This is a genomic window from Chamaesiphon sp. GL140_3_metabinner_50, assembly GCF_025361915.1.
Taxonomy (GTDB): Bacteria; Cyanobacteriota; Cyanobacteriia; order Cyanobacteriales; family Chamaesiphonaceae; genus Chamaesiphon.
The window spans coordinates 1-18,022 of the sequence record NZ_JANYJC010000090.1 but is presented as its reverse complement, the minus strand read 5'-3'; the positions used below and the strand labels follow the sequence as shown (position 1 = coordinate 18,022).

The 18,022-nt window shown below is 44.9% G+C and carries 16 protein-coding genes and 1 tRNA gene; 10 read left to right on the top strand and 7 right to left on the bottom strand.

Going from position 1 to position 18,022, the window contains the following annotated elements; genetic code table 11:
- The first annotated feature begins 306 nt into the window (after nucleotides 1–306).
- The 3 genes from Q0R35_RS04750 (at nucleotide 307) to nblB (ending at nucleotide 5,418) form a co-directional block, all read left to right on the top strand.
- Nucleotides 307–1,458: an AAA family ATPase gene (locus Q0R35_RS04750; RefSeq protein ID WP_295614941.1), complete on the top strand. Its 1,152-nt coding sequence runs from the start codon at nucleotides 307–309 to the stop codon at nucleotides 1,456–1,458.
- Between the two features lie 134 nt (nucleotides 1,459–1,592).
- A complete protein-coding gene (locus Q0R35_RS04745; protein WP_295614940.1) occupies nucleotides 1,593–4,628 on the top strand; it encodes a poly(A) polymerase in 3,036 nt (1,011 codons plus the stop codon).
- A gap of 142 nt (nucleotides 4,629–4,770) precedes the next feature.
- Nucleotides 4,771–5,418 (top strand): phycobilisome degradation protein NblB, encoded by a 648-nt coding sequence (nblB, locus tag Q0R35_RS04740; protein WP_295614939.1) that lies wholly within the window; start codon nucleotides 4,771–4,773, stop codon nucleotides 5,416–5,418.
- On the opposite strand, the gene Q0R35_RS04735 is transcribed toward nblB, so the two are convergent.
- Genes Q0R35_RS04735 through Q0R35_RS04715 form a run of 5 tightly spaced genes read right to left on the bottom strand, consistent with a single transcriptional unit; the run spans nucleotide 5,415 to nucleotide 9,244 of the window.
- Nucleotides 5,415–6,179 carry a HEAT repeat domain-containing protein gene (locus Q0R35_RS04735; RefSeq protein ID WP_295614938.1) on the bottom strand — a complete coding sequence of 255 codons (765 nt, stop codon included), beginning with the start codon at nucleotides 6,177–6,179 and terminating at the stop codon, nucleotides 5,415–5,417. The two genes, nblB and Q0R35_RS04735, sit on opposite strands and share 4 nt — an antisense overlap.
- A 40-nt stretch (nucleotides 6,180–6,219) precedes the next feature.
- Nucleotides 6,220–6,345: a hypothetical protein gene (locus Q0R35_RS04730; RefSeq protein WP_295614937.1), complete on the bottom strand. Its 126-nt coding sequence runs from the start codon at nucleotides 6,343–6,345 to the stop codon at nucleotides 6,220–6,222.
- A gap of 1 nt (nucleotide 6,346) precedes the next feature.
- Entirely contained in the window at nucleotides 6,347–7,507 is a 1,161-nt protein-coding gene (locus Q0R35_RS04725) for a transposase (RefSeq protein WP_295614936.1), read from the bottom strand.
- Complete coding sequence (locus Q0R35_RS04720) at nucleotides 7,504–8,526, bottom strand: hypothetical protein (protein ID WP_295614935.1); 1,023 nt, start codon at nucleotides 8,524–8,526, stop codon at nucleotides 7,504–7,506. The genes Q0R35_RS04725 and Q0R35_RS04720 overlap by 4 nt, the downstream gene beginning before the upstream one ends.
- Before the next feature lie 46 nt (nucleotides 8,527–8,572).
- Nucleotides 8,573–9,244, bottom strand: a complete 672-nt coding sequence (locus Q0R35_RS04715; protein ID WP_295614934.1) for a hypothetical protein — start codon at nucleotides 9,242–9,244, stop codon at nucleotides 8,573–8,575.
- 175 nt (nucleotides 9,245–9,419) lie between these two features.
- Here Q0R35_RS04715 and Q0R35_RS04710 point away from each other — a divergent pair.
- Nucleotides 9,420–9,493 (top strand) — tRNA-Arg (locus Q0R35_RS04710).
- A 130-nt stretch (nucleotides 9,494–9,623) separates the two neighbouring features.
- Nucleotides 9,624–11,879: a ComEC/Rec2 family competence protein gene (locus tag Q0R35_RS04705; RefSeq protein ID WP_295614933.1), complete on the top strand. Its 2,256-nt coding sequence runs from the start codon at nucleotides 9,624–9,626 to the stop codon at nucleotides 11,877–11,879.
- A gap of 182 nt (nucleotides 11,880–12,061) precedes the next feature.
- On the opposite strand, the gene Q0R35_RS04700 is transcribed toward Q0R35_RS04705, so the two are convergent.
- A complete protein-coding gene (locus Q0R35_RS04700) occupies nucleotides 12,062–12,973 on the bottom strand; it encodes an alpha/beta hydrolase (protein ID WP_295614932.1) in 912 nt (303 codons plus the stop codon).
- Between the two features lie 19 nt (nucleotides 12,974–12,992).
- Entirely contained in the window at nucleotides 12,993–13,352 is a 360-nt protein-coding gene (locus tag Q0R35_RS04695; protein WP_295614931.1) for a hypothetical protein, read from the bottom strand.
- A gap of 62 nt (nucleotides 13,353–13,414) precedes the next feature.
- Here Q0R35_RS04695 and Q0R35_RS04690 point away from each other — a divergent pair, with 62 nt between their 5' ends.
- The 5 genes from Q0R35_RS04690 to Q0R35_RS04670 all read left to right on the top strand — a co-directional run.
- Entirely contained in the window at nucleotides 13,415–14,818 is a 1,404-nt protein-coding gene (locus Q0R35_RS04690) for a sugar ABC transporter substrate-binding protein (protein WP_295614930.1), read from the top strand.
- Nucleotides 14,815–15,717, top strand: coding sequence for a carbohydrate ABC transporter permease (locus Q0R35_RS04685; RefSeq protein ID WP_295614929.1), 903 nt, complete (start codon nucleotides 14,815–14,817; stop codon nucleotides 15,715–15,717). Before Q0R35_RS04690 ends, Q0R35_RS04685 begins: the two co-directional genes overlap by 4 nt.
- 118 nt (nucleotides 15,718–15,835) lie before the next feature.
- The gene (locus Q0R35_RS04680; RefSeq protein WP_295614928.1) at nucleotides 15,836–16,177 is read left to right on the top strand and encodes a hypothetical protein; all 342 of its coding nucleotides are present in this window, start codon (nucleotides 15,836–15,838) and stop codon (nucleotides 16,175–16,177) included.
- An 8-nt stretch (nucleotides 16,178–16,185) separates the two neighbouring features.
- A complete protein-coding gene (locus Q0R35_RS04675; protein ID WP_295614927.1) occupies nucleotides 16,186–16,911 on the top strand; it encodes a hypothetical protein in 726 nt (241 codons plus the stop codon).
- Between the two features lie 196 nt (nucleotides 16,912–17,107).
- Nucleotides 17,108–18,022: HEAT repeat domain-containing protein (locus tag Q0R35_RS04670; protein WP_295614926.1), on the top strand; the 915-nt coding region annotated here is incomplete at its 3' end.

Sequence of the window (18,022 nt, the reverse complement as noted above, 5' to 3'; positions counted from 1 at the left end):
CAGTCGGAAACTCACTGGCTCAATCGTCCGATTATTCCTAACCAATTAGCAATTGGTGTCGATATGTATGTTTGGGATGAGTTAACAACATAGCAATCAGTTTAGTAAATATCGCTCTTCTAAGCACGAGATATAGCTGGTGGGCAATGCCCACCCTACTTTTCTTTTAGTCCATTTCAATGGACTTTCGCTATTAGCCCCGAATTCATTCGTTCGCGTAGCGTTTGCCTGTGCCTACGGCAGGCTATCGCCAACGCAAAGGGCGGTTTAAGACTAAGCACAATAATTTAAGATCGAGAAACAGCTATGAATAATATAGCGATCGAACAAAATACCCAATGGACATTTCCACATTGTCCGACACCTGCAAATCTACAAATAAATTGGACAGAAATCTTAGCAATTTTTCCATCCTTACAATCTCTAACTAACTGCGAACAGAACCCAATTTACCATGCAGAAGGAAACGTCTGGATTCACACTCAATTAGTTTGTGAAGCTTTAGTTTCGCTGACTGCTTGGCAAGCGGTGAATATAACAGATAGATCGATCTTATTTGCCGCCGCTTTATTACATGACATCGCCAAACCGCTGGCAACGCAAGTAACTGATGATGGCAATATTACCGCTAAGGGACATGTGAATTTAGGGGCGAAAATGGTGCGGCAAATTTTACAAGATTTGCAAACACCATTTACAATCCGCGAGTCGATTGTGGCGATCGTTAAATATGGCAGTTTACCGTTATGGTTTTGGGATAAACAAAACCCATTGAAATCGATTATTAAAGCGAGTCAATTAGTACGCTGCGATTGGCTGGCATTAATGGCGGAAGCCGATGTCAAGGGAAGAATATGTGATGATAGACAGAAATTATTAGAAACGATCGAATTTTTCAAAGAATTCTGTCAAGAACATAATTGTTTCGATCGAACTTATCCTTTTGCATCGGCTCATAGTCGGTTCATTTACTTCCATAAAGAAGATGGAGATCCGACTTATGCGGCTTTTGATGACACTCGCTTGGAAGTAATTATGATGTGTGGTTTACCTGGTACTGGTAAAGATTATTGGATCGATCGCAATCATCCAGATTTACCAGTGGTATCGCTCGATAAATTGCGAATCGAAATGGGTATTTTACCCACAAATGAGCAAGGCGCGATCGTCAATGCAGGGAGAGCTTTAGCGAAGGGATATCTCCAATCTGAGACACCATTTATCTGGAATGCCACGAATATCGTTAAGCCGATTCGATTGGGCTTAATTAGGCTTTTTGCTGGGTATGGTGCGCGAATTCGGATCGTCTATTTGGAGGTGCCGATCGATCGGGTCTTGCGGCAAAATCGCGATCGTAAAGCTCAGGTTCCTAATGCTGTTATTCATCGTTTTCGCGATCGATTAGAAATTCCCGATCTTACAGAAGCTCATCAAGTAGATTATTTTGTTGATGTGTAATTATTTCTAGTACTTAATAAGTCGATGTTTTATTAACCGCAGAGGCGCAGAGAGCGCAGAGGAAGAGAGAAAGAAAAGACGAGCTAGGTTTATATCTACTATTCACTATCCACTATTCACCATCTACCAAAATCATGTCAAAACAAAAAAATGAGAAGCAAAAAATGGCGACGATTACGGAGGTGTATAATCGGATTATCTGGGATGCTAACCTTAACCGTAATATGTTTATCGCTGGATTTCACGAGCGAGTTTCTGATACTATTCGTGAGAAGCCGCTGGCGCAGTGGGATGATAATAGCGATATTCCTTGGCATCGAGTTCGTTATATTCGGTGTCATGAAACGATTGTTTGGGATCGAGAAAATCGGATCGATTTAATTTCGACTAATAATTTACCTGAAATTGCTTGGAAGTCCGAAGCTACCAATGCTAATCGAGCCGATTTAGCTGCTTTAGTGGCGAATAATCAAGTCGAATTTAGTCCGCGATCGATCTATCATTTCGAGACTAATAGGTGGAAGATATTTACGGGTGAATTAAAGTCAATTGCACTGGATAAGCAACTGACGATCGCTAGTTATAATATTTTATCCAATCTCCATGATGCGGACAAAATTTATACCGATAAACGTTTGCCAGTTATTTTAAGCGAACTAGCTAAAACTAATGCCGATGTTATTGCGTTGCAAGAAGTAACGCCGGAATCTTTAGCCTTTATATTGGCAACGGATTGGGTGAAAGATTATTTTATTTCTGAGGCTCCTAATGGTAATAATGTAAAACCGTATGGCAATTTAACTATATCTCGGTGGGCGTTCGATCTGGTAGAATATCAATTTTCAGGGCATAAACGGGTATTAGTTGGTAACTGGAATATTAACGATCGCAGCGTGCATTTAGCTAACGTTCATTTAACTAGCGATAGAGGCGATAATGCTTTCCAGAAACGGACTCAGCAGTTAGCGACAGTTATTGGCTATCTTCAACAACAAGCGGGAGATCGATTTATTGTCGGCGATTTTAATACGCGGGGTGACGAGCAAGATGAAATTATTAATCATGGTGATTTTATCGATCTGTGGCAAAATGTATATCCAGATCGAGCTGGGTATACATTCGATCCACCTGTAAATCCGCTAGCGATGTTAATGAGCTTAGAAGGGAAGCCTGCGCGACTCGATCGCATTTTGTGGTGTCCGGATTTAGCATCTAATTATCAACCTTTATCGATGAATTTATTCGGTTGTAAATCTTTCGATTTTGATGATATTAAGCTTTATCCTTCAGATCATTTCTGCGTTTGTGGGGTTTTTAAAATCTCTGAAGCTACGACTGCTCAAAGTTCGCCCGATCGCATCGATCTTACCGCAATTGCGCCAGTATATGAAAGCATCCTGGCAATTATTCCGCCTGATGAGCTGTTTCCACAGATTCAAGCAATTCGCCAACAGCACGATTCGGGATTTGTGCGGATCGTACCGCATATTACTTTACTCTATGGCTTTGTACCCGATCGATATTTTGAGGAAGTCGTCGATTTAATTGCACCTATCCTCGCCAACATCGAGCCATTTACGGTAACATTAGCCGACTTTGAGATCTTCACCCATCATAAAAGTTCTACCGCATATTTGCGTCCGATCGTCAAACCAGAAGGTGCATTACACGATCTGCAAGCGGCTTTATATCGATTATTTCCGCAATGTTACGAGCAAAGTACCAAAACTAGTGCGGGATATAATCCGCATTTAAGTGTGGGACAATTTGCAAATCAAAGCGAAGCAATAGCAAAATTACCGCAATGGCATCCGCTTAAATTTACTGTCGATGCTGTCTCGTTACTCAGCCGTAGTCGCGATAAACCTTGCGTTGTCAAACAGGTGGTTGGTGTGGGTAAATTACTCCCTAGAGTTATCGAAAATGCAGAATTAATCGAGTTAGTTACTACGATCGAACCAGCATTAACAGATGCACAACAATCACATCGCGATACTATTTTAGCAGTAGTCAAACAAGCTTGCACCGAATGTTTGGGATTTGAAGCATCGATCCATTTATTGGGTTCGGCGCGACTGGGTGTAGCAACTCCAACTAGCGATTTAGATGTCGTTTGTCTCATTCCCGATTATCTCACAGGCGAAAACTTTTTAACCAGAGTAGCAGACTGTCTGCAAGGATTGTGCGATTCTCCAGAGGAGAGGCTTTGCCAACGATCTCAAGTATTATTAGATGCCAAATTTCCAGTCTTGCGGTTAGAAATCGAAGGCATTTCGCTAGACTTACTATATACCCAAGTAGCAGTCAATGATGGCTGGGAAACTCGCAATATTCGCGATCTTCAAGCCCAAATTAAAGATCCTAAGTCGATAATTGGTTGCTGGGAAGCAGATCTCATTGTGGATTTAGTCAAGCAGCAACTCCGCCTAGAACGGTTTCAGATGCTCTTAAAAGCCGTCCGAAGCTGGGCGAAGGTGCGAGGTTTATATGGCAACTCTTGGGGCTTTTTGGGTGGATTTTCTTGGTCGTTGCTATGTGCTTATACCTGTATCGACTACCGAGATCCAGATAAATCGTTAACAGCATTGCTGGCTAATTTTTTCCAGGTATTGAGTCGATACAATTGGCGCAACCCAATTGCTTTAACCGATATTGGCAAGAAATATCAAGCTAAATTACCGCAAGATTTATTACCGATCGTTTCTTCGATCGAACCTTGTAAAAATACCGCTCGGAATATTACCCATTCTACCGCCAAAATTTTGAGCGATGAGTTTGCCAGAGCTGCGGAAATTACTACTAATATTTTAGCAGGTAAAGATACATGGACATCTCTATATGCACCGATCGATCTGTCAATTACTGCCGATACTATCTTGACAATTTCGATTACCGATTTAGATAGAGATAAGCTTCTAAACAGCACCAGTAGTTTAGAAGCTGCCATAATTGGGTTAATTATTCAACTCGAACAAATCGGTATTTTTGTCCGTCCGCATCCTCAGATCGATCGCCAAGTGCAGACAAATAATGTCGTGTTATTTCTGAATATACCTGCTAATTGCCAACTGAGTTCGATCGAGCTGCTAGTCCGAGATTTTATTCACCAGTTAAATGGCATTGCGAACAGCACTAATGTAAATTTATCTCTGAATTCGATCTCCAGTTAGAAATCTCGAATCGATCGGTCAGCACAAAGTAACTTAGTTAATGATAAAATTATTAGATAGATGGATCGACTCTCCATCTATCTTGTGTGTTTATCGAACGATATTAAAAATTCAATCTAAAATTTATTATCACATTAATAATATGTCCGAATCTATTAGCACCCTAATTAACTCAGAAAATAAAGGCGATCGGATTACTGCCTTAAATATGCTCAGAGAAATCGAACCATCGATCGCCTTTGGCTATATCAAACAACTAATAACCGATAATAATACTAGAGTCCGGTATGCGGCGGTGAGTCAATTGGCAACATTAGGCAGCCAAAATTTGACCGAGAGTTTAACTATTTTACGCGATCGATTGGTTAACGATCCAGAACCTGACGTGCAAGCCGCCGCCGCCGATAGTATCGGCGCACTCAAACTTACCGATGCCTTTGAAGATCTGCAAAAACTTTATGAAACTACCCCAGAGTGGCTAGTACAATTTAGCATTATCGCCGCGTTGGGCGAACTCGGCGATCCGCGTGGTTTACAATTACTGCAAACTGCTTTAAATAATGAAACTTCCCTGGTGCAAACTGCGGCAATTGGCGCAATTGGCGAACTTGGCGATGCGATTGGGGTCGAAAGTATCGTGCCGTTTGTCACTCATCCCGATTGGCAAATTCGCTATCAACTCGCGCGCGCTTTGCGTAATTTAGGTGGCGATTTAGCAACCCAAAATTTAGCAATTTTAGCCACCGATGCTGTCGAGCAAGTGGCGCAAGAAGCGAAGGGAATTAGCTAAATTATTTCTAATTCGAGATTTTCGATCGCTTGAATGCCGCGAGTATCTCCGAGCTTGAGTAAAGCGGCTTTAGCATCATCTCGCACGCCGAGATCGCCATCATCTTCTAAGACTTGGATCAGCGCATCTACAGCAGTAGCATAAACCACATTCGAGGGTAATTCCCGGCACAATCGTCCTAGCGACCAGGCACAATTGCTGCGTACTGCGGCGAGGGGGTCATTAATTAAGGCTTCGATAATTGGGGGTACGGTGGCGATAACCGCATCGTAGCCGAGATCGGCAGCCTGACCTAAGGCACTAGCCGCCCAGAGCCTGACGGCGGATATATCTAGCTTGAGAGCGCGTAATAGTGGCTTGAGGGTGCGGAGATCGCGACAGTTGCCTAATGCCCAGACGATACCTTTACGGACGTAACCATTCCAATCGCGATCGAGTTGAGAAATTAGTGGCTCGACGGCATCGAGACTGGGATTGCGCCCTAGTGCGTAGGTAGCAGCAACTCGCACTAACGGACAAGGATCGGTGAGTAGGGCAATGAGGTGCGGAATGGCGCGGACATCTTGAATTTCACAAAAAGCTCGTGCAGCCATCATTCTTCGCGCTGTGACGGCATCGGACAGGAGCGGTAACATTTCCTCTGGATCTGGTTTGGGAGGCTCTGGATGGGCATCTAGCACTGCTAGAGTATCTAAATCTTCAACAGAACTATCTAGATCTGTCTCGTCCTCCAAAAAGTCTAAATCTGCTTCGTAAACCATAATAACTACTCTAGCCTATGCCCATCCCCAAAATCTAGCCTCAAGCCTCAAATCTACCAGCCACCGCGATATCTGTGGGTTGGACAAAATGGAGATCTACTGTTCGTGCCATTATAGCAAATTGCCCGCCACCACTGCGATCGCTGGTAGTAATACCACTATTCACTCTAATTGAGAGAGTAAATATTCCCGCCGATTAATAAGCAGGCGATCCCTTTGGATTTCAGTTGTTGGCTAGTCTTATAAAAAACGCGACTATCGGGCACTTTAATTACTCTTTGAGTGCGTTGGTTAGAGAATCTTTTGGCAACACGCGGGTTATCAAAAACTGGTAGAGTACGTTGCTGGGTTTCTTCGCCAGAAATCTGTCCGAGATCGGCAAAATCTTTGAGCGGACGCACGATTAATTCGGCAAACTTATCGATGACGATGTAGCAAGTTCGCGGTAATGTGGCTTGAGAGAGTGGTTTGACGCGAACGTGTAACCCATCTGCGGTTAAGATCCGATCGGAGGTATCGGGTTCTTCCGCCCAATCTTCAACATCGTTATCTTCTTCTTCCTCTTCATCGTTATCGGCAACTTCTTCGCCAAACATTGCGGCTAAAGCATTGACATCTTCTGGCTCGCGATCTTCTTCGTTTTCTTCTATTGAATTGATGATTTCCGGAACGGGTGCGACAGGTGGATTGGCATAACGATCGTGAGAATCGGCAAGTATTTCTCGTAATACTGGGGTGCGCGGAATTGGTGGGGAAATGGTTGTTTTTGGGGCGAAATCATTTGCCAGATTGATGTTTTCTGGCTCGGCGGTGGTTTCTAAATCGGGAATTTCAACGATCGGCAGATCCGCGAGTATTGCTGGTAAGCTCTCGATTTCGAGCGGCTCGTTCCCGATTGGTGCCGAAGATCGACGACGCACGCGGCGACTTTGGGCATCATTCGACTCGCTCGAACTATCGGTTTCGGAGGGTGGCGCGACATCGCGCTCGATGGTTGGTGGTGCAATGCTGACGCTTGGCGATGCGACGCTCGGTGCTAGCTCGATGGCTGGAAGTGGCAAGCTGACTGGGGATGCTGTGTCTGTGTCGCTGGCTATTGTGGCAGGAATCGGCAGGGTAATTTCTTTATCGCTGCTGGCTTTAGAACTACGCCTTTGCTGAATTAAGCTCTCATATTCAGCCTCTGGAATCGTGCTTTTGAGGATGCGTCCGATCGTCGAATTGCTGACTCCGTAGCGGTTTGCCAAAGCTGCGGTAGTATCTCCAGATTGGCGATAGAGATCTACAATCTCCAACTTCTCTGCATCGGTAATTTTTTTAGAACTCATGTTTTACTTATAGCAGTCCGTCTGCGAGCTAGACGGCGAGCGCGAATGGAGTTATCAAATTCTAGCGCAGCAGCAATGCCAAACTGCACGATGCCAAAAATCCAGAACACTTCCATAATAGAGCCACTTTCGTATCCTTGCACTCGCTCGTGGGCAGATGCGAACCAAGTATCGGCAATATAAAAACATAATACCGCTTGAGCGGTCATTCTCCAGGGTAAACCCATTTGACCGCCCCAAAAGCCTAAAAATAAAATTGTCGCCAAGGTTAGTAGTACTAAATCGCAGAGGACATAGAACATATTAAAGGTTTTAACGAGTGGGTAAAGCGATCGATCGATCGCCAGCACCCACTCAGGGGGTCGCTCTGATGTCGTTAATGTAATTTGGCTACCCGATGCTGTCGCGAGGATTGTCGGCGCACTGATGGCGATGCTGGTGCCGCTAGCAGGTACGCGCGTGCTGACGATCTGTGTGGCGATCGGCGGTGTGGTTGTCGCGTTCGCCGCACCCGCAGTCAGCCCACAGCCGATCGTCATCCCGATTGCCGCGACACCAATGACGATCGCCCATTGCTGGGGTACTAGCCGGACATCTCGATCGAGAATTGCCAGTCTGACTCCGGCGATCGTCAGCAGATAAAACAACACGAAAAATAGATTTCCGAAAGAAGCTGCCGGATCTAGTTTCCATAGCGATTCCCATAATGTAAACCACAAATTTCCGATAAAAAAAGCAAAGTTAGCTAGTGCATATAGCAGCCATACCTCGCTACCTCCAGCAATATATTTACTCTGCCAATTTCGCCAACACAAACAGCCCGCAATCAGCAAGCCAATTTCTTCTAGGCTGGTAGTCGCGATGATAAACCACAGCGGACGAGTAGCCTGCGGATCGACTACGCTAAAATTTAGATAAAGTACGAGCGATATTACCGCCCACATCGTCCCCCAATAAATTGCAAATTCTCCACCAAACCGATCTTTGGGAATGAATTTGTCTGGTGAATGTTTAGTCATGTTTACGATGGATAATTGGTGGGTGGATCGATTCCGACAATAGCGACTAAATATCTAATATATTGGTTAATATCGACTGGAGTGGTAGGGGCATCGATCGGACGATATCGGCGATTAATTCTGGCCCAAATTGATGACCGAGTTTTTTATAGGTGAGGTGATACAATCGGCGATCGAACGCAATTAAATCTGCCGCTTGCCAAGCCGCTAAACCGATCGGAGTCATGGGAGACATTGCCAATAATCGATCGAGATCGGTGCGAGACTGAAGTTGGGGCGCGATCGAGATTAAATCTTCAGCAAATACTTGTAACTGTCTGACTCCTAATAACTCTTGCCATTGCAACCAGATTTCCTGTAATAGCCACATACTCGCTTGTTGCAATTCTAAACTAGTTTCTGGCTGCGGAATGGGCAGATTAGCGATCGCATCCTGGGCGAGCGCTCGATCTAGTTCCCACAGTGAGTAATAGCCAACTTCTCGGACTAGCAAATATTTATTTAGTGCCAATATCCCAGCCGCATTCTGGTTGGCAATCGCCTCCTGAAACTGTTGTTGCGCCAGATCGAGATGACTCGTCGCAAAAACGCGCATTAAATCGTAGCTTCGGGCTTGATAAGTGAGCCTCAATCCTGGTAGATGACGATCGGCAATGGTGGCGATCTCAATGTTGACTAATTCTGGATCGATAATTGACAGATTCGATTGGGCATTCACACTTGGCAACGGCGAAAATATACTACTATTTAATCTCAACTAGCTGCCGATTACCTAGAGTAATATTGCCGATCTCGCTCACTGCCGCGATCGCCTTTTAAAAATCTTTTCAGGTATTTTACACTTGACATTGGTAAAATTGCGCGCAAGGTATGTTATAATATAGTGCTAATGTGGGTGAATAGCTCAGTCGGATAGAGCAACTGCCTTCTAAGCAGTCGGTCGGGGGTTCAAGTCCCTCTTCACCCGTCGCGATCGGTAACACGTTAGCTAGATATTCTAGTCGATCGATGTCCCATGCTGCCATGCGCTTGGTTACTCATACTTGGCTCGGCTGGCAAACATCGATCGCCATCGCTAAATCATTGATACCTGTCTGATGCGGAACCCCCAAGCTGCGATCGTCCTTTGTCTGGCTTACATCGTTGGTTTAATTGTCACCTACAATCCGTGGGTGAGATGGGGACTACTCATCGCCGGGATATCCCTAGTCTGGCTGCTACCGAGATACTGGAAGAAAAGTCCCAATTGGCAATTTTTACTAGTGGCGATTGCGATCGCGGGATGTGCTAGTTTTTATCTAGAATTACGAATTCCCAAGCTAGCAACTAACGATATTAGTACCTATATTCCGGCTACTGCCGAGCGCGGTACGAATCAGTTTACGATCGTCCAAGGGGTAGTTGCTAGTTATCCCCGCGTCACTCGCAATCAAAACAGTCAATTCTGGCTCGATGCCACTCAATTAAATGAGATTCAGGGCGAGAAATTGCGCCCTGCGGACGTGAGTAGAACTGTCAGCGGTCGGGTGTACGTGACAGTACCTTTACAGAGCGGTACGGGCTTACAACCGGGCGTAGAGGTGTCGATTACTGGGACATTGTACTTACCCGAAGCAAATGCCAATCCGGGCGGGTTTAGTTTCCGCAATTACCTCGCTCAGGCGGGTGGCTTTGCCGGAATGCGGGGGGTACAATTGCGGGTACCAGATGAAAGTCAGGCGCAGCAATGGAGCTGGGGGAAATTGCGCGCTCGGATTGCAGCGGCGCAGGTAAAGTGGCTGGATGTACCCGTTGGGCCATTGGTGACGGCAATGGTGCTAGGATCGGATGCGGTAGATTTACCCTCCGATTTACGCGACAGGTTTGTGCGGGTAGGATTAGCTCATGCGCTGGCTGCGTCTGGATTTCAGGTTTCGTTGATTCTGAATGCAATTCTCTCGCTCACCCGCAAGCGATTGTCGGTGGTGCAACAGTCGAATGTCGGCGGGATAGCTCTACTGATTTTCTTGGGTTTGACTGGTTTTCAGCCTGCGGTGGTGCGCTCGGTGGTGATGGGGATGGCGGTGTTAATTGGGGTGCGAACTCAGCGAAAAATCGATCCGCTCGGTTCGTTATTTATTGCCGGAACCTTACTCCTAATTATCGATCCGTTATGGATTTGGGATATTGGGTTTGAATTGAGTTTTTTGGCAACATTAGGATTGATTGTGACTGTCGAACCGTTACAACAAAAGTTAGACTGGTTGCCGCCGACTATCGCCGATTTAATTACCGTGCCACTAGCCGCGACGATTTGGACTTTGCCGATTCAATTATATGTTTTTAAAGTCTTTCCACTCTATAGTTTACCTGCCAATATTCTAACTAGTCCATTAATTAGTATTATTAGTATCGGCGGCACAATTGGCGCATTAATCGGTGCGATAATTCCAATTGCTGGGAGTGCGGTGTCGTGGTTATTATATGTACCGACTCAGCTCTTAATTTGGATTGTCGAGTTATTTAATTATCTACCAGGAACCTCATTTGCAGTCGGGCAAATTGGCATCTGGCAATTAGCCGCATTATATGGCATTATTTTGGGCGTATGGGCAGTACCGCGCTGGCAGCAAGAGTGGCGAGTACCTGCATTAGTCGGGGTTTTATTGGTATTAATTCCCTTAGCCATCTGGAAAACCACTGAATTTCAAATTACCGCTTTAGCAGGTAAAGATCGCCAAATTTTAGTCATCCAAGATCGCGGACAGACAATCTTAATTAATAGCGGTAACGAAAGTATGACCAGGTTTGTAGTCTTACCATTTTTACAACAACAAGCCATCAATCGAATCGATCGAGCCATCGATTCTAACCTCGATCTTTCTGCCTTAAATAGTTGGCAAACCCTAGCCCAAACGATGCCAATTCAGAAATTTTATCGAATCGGCGGTACGATCGATAATACCGGAACGATCCAATTCGAGCCATTATTACTAGGTAAAACTCATACATTCGATCGCCTAGAAATTACCACCATTAAAACCAATCCGGTTATCTTTCAAATTACCATCCCCGAAGTCAACCAAAAATGGTTATTTATCGGCAATGATACCGGAGATCTTACCCAATCGGCGATCGATCTCGAACAACTTACTCCCGCCTCAACGCTATTTTGGAGCGGGGGCAGATTGACAGCTCTCTCGATCTCTAAAATTAAGCCCCAAGTGGCAATTGCGGCTACGACAAATCCCGATCCAGAAACAGTCAAGCTACTCGAAAAAAATCAAGTTCGCGTCTACTATACCGGGCGCGATGGCGCAATTCAATGGACACCATCTGGGTTGTTTAAGCCTTATTTAGAGGGGGAGAGGTAGATGGGAGTAAGGAGTAAGGAGTAATAAGTAATAAGTAGAAAAATCCCCTCCCTGGAGCGAAAAGTGCGTTCTTGGGGTTCCCCCAAGTAAAGCACCTTTTCAAGAGAGGGGTGGCGCGTAGCGACGGGGCGTTGCACTGAGCGAAGCCGAAGTGTGGGTAGATCTTCGCTAAAACCTAAAACCTAATCCTGATGAGAGGTTAAAAAAGGCAAAATCACCTCATAAAGTTCGGTGGGATATTCTTCGTGCATTCCGAGCGTTCCAGGTAAGGTATGACTGACGATGTTGGGAACTGCGGCGAGAGCTTGCATTTCGGCGGTAGATTTGGGCGGACTGCTTTGACCGATCGCGACCAGTACGGGTATAGTCAGAGATTGAAGATGGGCAATTGCTTCAGATCGATCGAGATAGGGATCGAGTCCTCCGGTTACAAATGCGGCGGATCCATATCGCGCTCCTGGCTGTTGAGTTAATTGCCGTTTTTGAGTGAGTAAATCGGGTGTTAATTTATTGGCATCTGCATAGACGTGTCGCCGATACATAAATGCTAGAAAACTCGGCGTAGTCGTTAATTGGTACAAAAATTGACCCAAAATCGGCGTGCGAATCAGTTCGCGAACCCCCTTCAGCCAGGGCTTTTGTCCCTGCGCCATCGTTGGTAATGGCCCCCGCCAAGTGGGAGCGAGTAAAACTAACTCAGACACGCTATTTGGTGCCGTAGCGGCAAGATTTAGTGCGTATCCCGCCGCATGTCCCGCCGCGATTATCGTTATGGGCGACGTGTAAATATCGCGAATAAAGTCCGCCAAAAACTGGCGATATAACGGTGCTGCATAATCCAAACGCGGACGTGCGGAATCGCCAAAACCCGGAAAATCTACCGTCGTTACTTGAAACTGCGATTTTAACAAAGCTGCTAACCCAGACATCTCCGTGCGGCTAGAAACGGTACTAAAGGCAGGTAACAGCAGAATGGGTTTACCTACACCCTCGGTTTCATAAGCAATGCTTAACGACTGTCCTTGCCAGCTCCACTGATATGTGGGCATGGTAGCTGCGACTGTGGGAAATTGAGTACTCGTAACATTTGACATGAGTTAATCACCTCAACTTTCAACTTTTGACTAATTTTTGCGCCCAGGTCGATAACCTACGCCAATTGGCTTTAACTACTTTATGCTGAATTATGGTGTGGGCGATAATTGCGATCGCAAAAATTTTAGACGAATAACCGTGAGCTGCACCAGCTTGAGATCCCGCATCGGAATTTACCGGAAATCTATCTGGCATCGGGATACCAAACAAGCTGATATTGTGAGCCTGATGAGAATTCGACAACCAATAACCAGCACAATGTGTATTTACCTGATTAGAAAGAAGCTGCTCTTTTGACCCTACAACAGCTACTACCTGAGAGCGCAGTGATAGAAATAGAGAGTAAACGAGAGCTGCTGGCTTCTCAGGGGCTAACATTCGAGTTAGTCTCGATCCAATTATAGTGTTTATGTATTGGTGCAAGATGTGAGTAGGTCGATTTGTTTAACTTGCGACCCGATCGCGAAATCTACGGTACGATCGAGCTAGGGATCGGTGTTTTACATGCGATGGATAGAGGTCGCCTTCAGAACGATATGATGAGACACTTGCCGCTGGGTATGCTCGGATCGCTACTGCTGGGATTGAGTGGCTGTATGCAATTTGGTAATGCGCCATATCGCCCAGGGATACTGCGGGTGTGGGCACATGCTGGGCAAGCTGCCGAGCGGCAAGTTTTAGAGCAACAGGTGAAGCGGTTTAATGCCTCGCAGACGGGGACTACCGTAGAACTGACTTTCATACCGGAGGGTTCGTATAATTCTCAAGTGCAAGCCGCCGCCCTTTCAAAAGATTTACCTGACGTACTCGAATTCGACGGGCCGTTTGTGTATAACTATGTTTGGCAACGAAACCTCGTCCCGATGGATCGGCTGATTTCAGCATCGGTGCGCCAAGATTTATTGCCATCGATTATTCAGCAGGGTACATACGGGGGGCGATTATATTCGGTGGCTACTTTCGATTCTGGGCTAGGCTTATACGCTCGGCGGAGCAAGCTGCAAGCCGCCGGGATTAGAATTCCCAAGGGGAACAAAGATGCGTGGACTGTGGCAGAATTCGATCGAGTATTAGCCGCATTAGCCGCTCGCGATCCTGACAAACAAGTGCTCGATCTCAAACTAAATTATCGGGGTGAGTGGGCGACTTACGGCTTTTCGCCAATTATCCAGTCGGCTGGCGGCGATCTGATTGGGCGAGGTAAAGATAGTACTACCAATAGCCGCTTAAATAGCCCTGTCGCAGTCACCGCGATGCAGTCAGTCCAAAATTGGATTCAAAAGGGGTATGTAGACCCTAACATCGACGACGCGGCATTTACAGGCAATCGCGTCGCCCTCTCGTGGGTAGGACACTGGGCTTACAAAGACTATGCCAAAGCCGTCGGTACAGATTTGGTAGTATTGCCCTTACCCAATTTTGGTAAGGGTTCCAAGACTGCCCAAGGCTCATGGAATTGGGGCATTACGACTAATTGCCCGACTCAAAAGTGTCAAAAATCGGCGATGCAGTTTTTGGAATTTTTACTCCAACCGCAAGAGGTATTAGCGATGGCAAATGTCAACGGGGCGGTACCGGGCACAAAACGCGCGATCGCTAAATCTCAGCTTTATGCCCCCAATGGTGCCTTACGCCTGTTTGCGGAGCAATTACTAGCCAAAGAGACGGTGCCGCGTCCGCAGACTCCGGCTTATCCGGTCATTACCTCGGCTTTTCAATCAGCATTTGCCAATATTCGCAACGGTTTACCAGTAAAAACGGCTCTCGATCGAGCGGCAACCGCGATCGATGTAGACTTGCAAGATAATCAAAATTATCCCGATCTTAATGAGGGCAATAAATGATTGCTAAATTCTTCCAAAAAGACGACACTCGGACAGCTCTACTAATGGCTGCACCTGCTTTAATCGGCTTACTATTATTTGTTGCTGTCCCATTTTTACTGGCGGTAATTATTTCTTTTACCAACCTGCGACTCGGTTCGCCGCTACCGCTGCAATTTTTAGGACTCGAACAATATCGACGAGTGCTGCTAGATCCGAATTTTCAACAGGCTCTAGTTAATAATGGTTTGTTTGCGTTAGTAATGGTGCCACTGCAAACAGCATTAGCACTAGCAATGGCGGTACTAATTAATCGTCCGTTGCCAGGAATGACGATTTTTAGGACAATATTTTTTATGCCTGTCGTGTTTCCGATGGCTTTAGTCGCCGTAATTTGGACGATTATTTATGCCCCTAGTGCGAATGGGATGATGAATGCAATATTGGAGTCGATAATGCTCGGATTATGGGAGCCGAGAGATTTTCTCAACGATCCACAGTTGGCATTGCCCGCCATTATGTTGTTGTCTTTATGGCAGGGGGCGGGGTTTCAGATGGTAATTATTTTGGCGGGGTTACAGTCGATTTCGGGCAGTTTATACGAAGCAGCCGCGATCGATGGTAGTAATAAATGGAATCAGTTTCGCTATATTACTTTACCGCAATTACGCAATACGCTAATTTTCGTAATGCTATTAACTTCGATTCTATCTTTTCGCCTGTTCGACCAGGTGCAAATCATGACTCAAGGCGGCCCCAACGGTGCGACGACGACGGTAATGTATGAAGCAGTTAAAGCATCATTCGAGCAACAAAAGATGGCTAAAGGTGCGGCAATGACAGTCATATTTTTCGCGATCGTGTTAGCAATTACCTCATTACAGAAAGTTTTGATACCCGAAGATAGTGCAATCGATTGAATAAGTTCTTTCGCTAACATGAATTTTAACCAATCTAGATGCTTATAGCTCGATAATTTGCGCCATTGGGCTATTATGGTAGTATCAAATGTCTGAGTTAGTGAAAGCATAGTTATTCGTGACCGAAGAGCAAATTTACCATCGAAAAAAGTCTGACTCACAGACGGCAGCGGTCGCTAGGCTACAGATCGAAACCCAAGAAATCTGGGGCGGGCCATGTAGAAATTTTATGTATAGCGATATTCCTAAAGTCAAAGCTTATCTGAATAAACTGCCGATGAAGAAGGATCTGGTAACTCAGGAACGTGGCATTGAGTTTACAACCAAGGCAGAACCGGATCGAGGTTTACCCAGAGGGCTGATACTGTGGTCGGGCAATCGAGAGGGTGTGATTACGGAAGATGAGTACGCTAAAATCAAGGTAGAGATAAAATTCTGCAACCAACTAGATGACGACTGAGGGTATAAATGAGCGACCTAACCCCAACTCTTCAACGGGTTCGATTTGAAGAAGTAACTCCAGCAAATGAATATGCTGCGTTTTTCGATGCTTCGATCGAATCTTTGGTCGCTCATCTTGATGTGCCGATATTTGAAGGCTATGACGATCTTGATGACATGCGCTTGGCATTTCTAACGTTGCTATCTGGAGCGACTGTCACACTGGGACAATATCCGCGTGCTCCAGAACCAGGCACTTATCTTTATGTGGTTGCCATTACTCAAGAAACACCCAAACTTGTTGTTGAAAGTTGTCAGCAGCTAAAAATATCTCACCAAGAGATACTCTGGATTCATCCAGACTGTCAAGATGAGTTCGATCGATTGTATGCTGCTGCTGGCGATTTTCCTAGACAACATCAAACAGCACATGTAGAGGAATTGGCACGCGATCGTCGTTATGAACCGATTGATTGTTTCTACCATTCTTTACTAATTTATCCAAAACAAAAGTTTCCCGAATATTGGGCAATGCTCCAGCACAATTTAGGTTTAGCTTATTACCATCGAATTTCAGGCGATCGAAAGGATAATCTAGACAAATCGATCGAGTGTTTTAATAATTCTATGCAAATTTATACTCAGAGTGAGTTCCCCTCAAAATGGGAAATAAATCAGCAGGATTTGAGAGCAGCAAATCGAGCGATTGATTTATGTAAATCGACATTAGCAGACAGGCTAAGAGCGCGATAAAATCCGATCCTGAATCGATCCGATCGTGTTAGCAATTACCTCATTGCAAAAGGTTTTGATACCTGAAGATAGTGCGATCGATTGAATATTTTGTCCTAGCAATCGGGTAAGGTATCGATATTATCTAGAAGTTTTCTCAACTTTAGATAATTATCAGTTAAATATCCAGACAATCGTAATTAATTTTAGAAGTACTATGCAAGTTGAGTGGAAAAAGTTAGCGATAGAACTTGGAGCAGTCAATTTACAGGGTACTCATTTAAGTTTAACTGCGATTGAAACATTACTTGGCGAAGATTTCTTTATCCAAGCTGTTGAGTACTGCATCAGTTTAAAAGAAGGATGGGGCTTGCCAGAAGGAGTATTAAAAATTCTCAGACCTTTAGGTATGAAACATTGTTATCACATCTACAAAACTAGCCATGACCTTGAAGAGAGAATAAGTGCTGCGTGGTTACTAAAATACACTTCCGATCGCCAAGTTCTAGAATATATTCCTGAATTACTTGCCGATCCTGACAAAAATATTCAAGCAATGGTAGCACAAATTTTAGACCAAATGTTGTTTTGGCGTGCGATCGACTACGAAGATCTGATTCCGTTTCTGGAAATAGCAGTCAATCACTCTAATGAAGAGGTGCGAAAATTCGCATTTGGAATAGTAAATGAAGAAACGATTCAGAACATGACTGAATTTACCGAAAAGCTTACGGATGCGATCGGAAAAGAACTTTCTTGTTGGAGAAAACGTTTAAAATTTGAAACAATTCACGGCTTCGATATTTGCTGTGTTCCTTGGAATGGGCGACTGGAATTAAGTTTTCTCACAGCGCAAGAAGATTTTGACCGATCGGAAGCTTATAGTGATGAATACTATTCTAGATGGAGATTAAATAATTTGCCCTGTTGCGAATCAGAAATCGAAGCTGTACGACAGTGGATGGAAAGAGACTTTGAAAAATCTGGAGTATCGCTACAACATCTAGAACTATTTCTTTCTGCCTGTGTGACAACATTAAAATCTTCACGAATCCAGAAAATTTTACGCAAGTATAATCTTTCACAATATTTTCAAATAACTGTCTTTAGTCCTAATTCATCTTTGCCTAAG

What these genes read in the sequence shown, in the direction of transcription:
- Q0R35_RS04750 (WP_295614941.1), top strand. Translation starts at nt 307, where the DNA reads ATGAATAATATAGCGATCGAACAAAATACCCAATGGACATTTCCACAT.
- Q0R35_RS04745 (WP_295614940.1), top strand. Translation starts at nt 1,593, where the DNA reads ATGTCAAAACAAAAAAATGAGAAGCAAAAAATGGCGACGATTACGGAG.
- nblB (WP_295614939.1), top strand. Translation starts at nt 4,771, where the DNA reads ATGTCCGAATCTATTAGCACCCTAATTAACTCAGAAAATAAAGGCGAT.
- Q0R35_RS04735 (WP_295614938.1), bottom strand. Translation starts at nt 6,179, where the DNA reads ATGGTTTACGAAGCAGATTTAGACTTTTTGGAGGACGAGACAGATCTA.
- Q0R35_RS04725 (WP_295614936.1), bottom strand. Translation starts at nt 7,507, where the DNA reads ATGAGTTCTAAAAAAATTACCGATGCAGAGAAGTTGGAGATTGTAGAT.
- Q0R35_RS04720 (WP_295614935.1), bottom strand. Translation starts at nt 8,526, where the DNA reads ATGACTAAACATTCACCAGACAAATTCATTCCCAAAGATCGGTTTGGT.
- Q0R35_RS04705 (WP_295614933.1), top strand. Translation starts at nt 9,624, where the DNA reads ATGCGGAACCCCCAAGCTGCGATCGTCCTTTGTCTGGCTTACATCGTT.
- Q0R35_RS04700 (WP_295614932.1), bottom strand. Translation starts at nt 12,973, where the DNA reads ATGTCAAATGTTACGAGTACTCAATTTCCCACAGTCGCAGCTACCATG.
- Q0R35_RS04695 (WP_295614931.1), bottom strand. Translation starts at nt 13,352, where the DNA reads ATGTTAGCCCCTGAGAAGCCAGCAGCTCTCGTTTACTCTCTATTTCTA.
- Q0R35_RS04685 (WP_295614929.1), top strand. Translation starts at nt 14,815, where the DNA reads ATGATTGCTAAATTCTTCCAAAAAGACGACACTCGGACAGCTCTACTA.
- Q0R35_RS04675 (WP_295614927.1), top strand. Translation starts at nt 16,186, where the DNA reads ATGAGCGACCTAACCCCAACTCTTCAACGGGTTCGATTTGAAGAAGTA.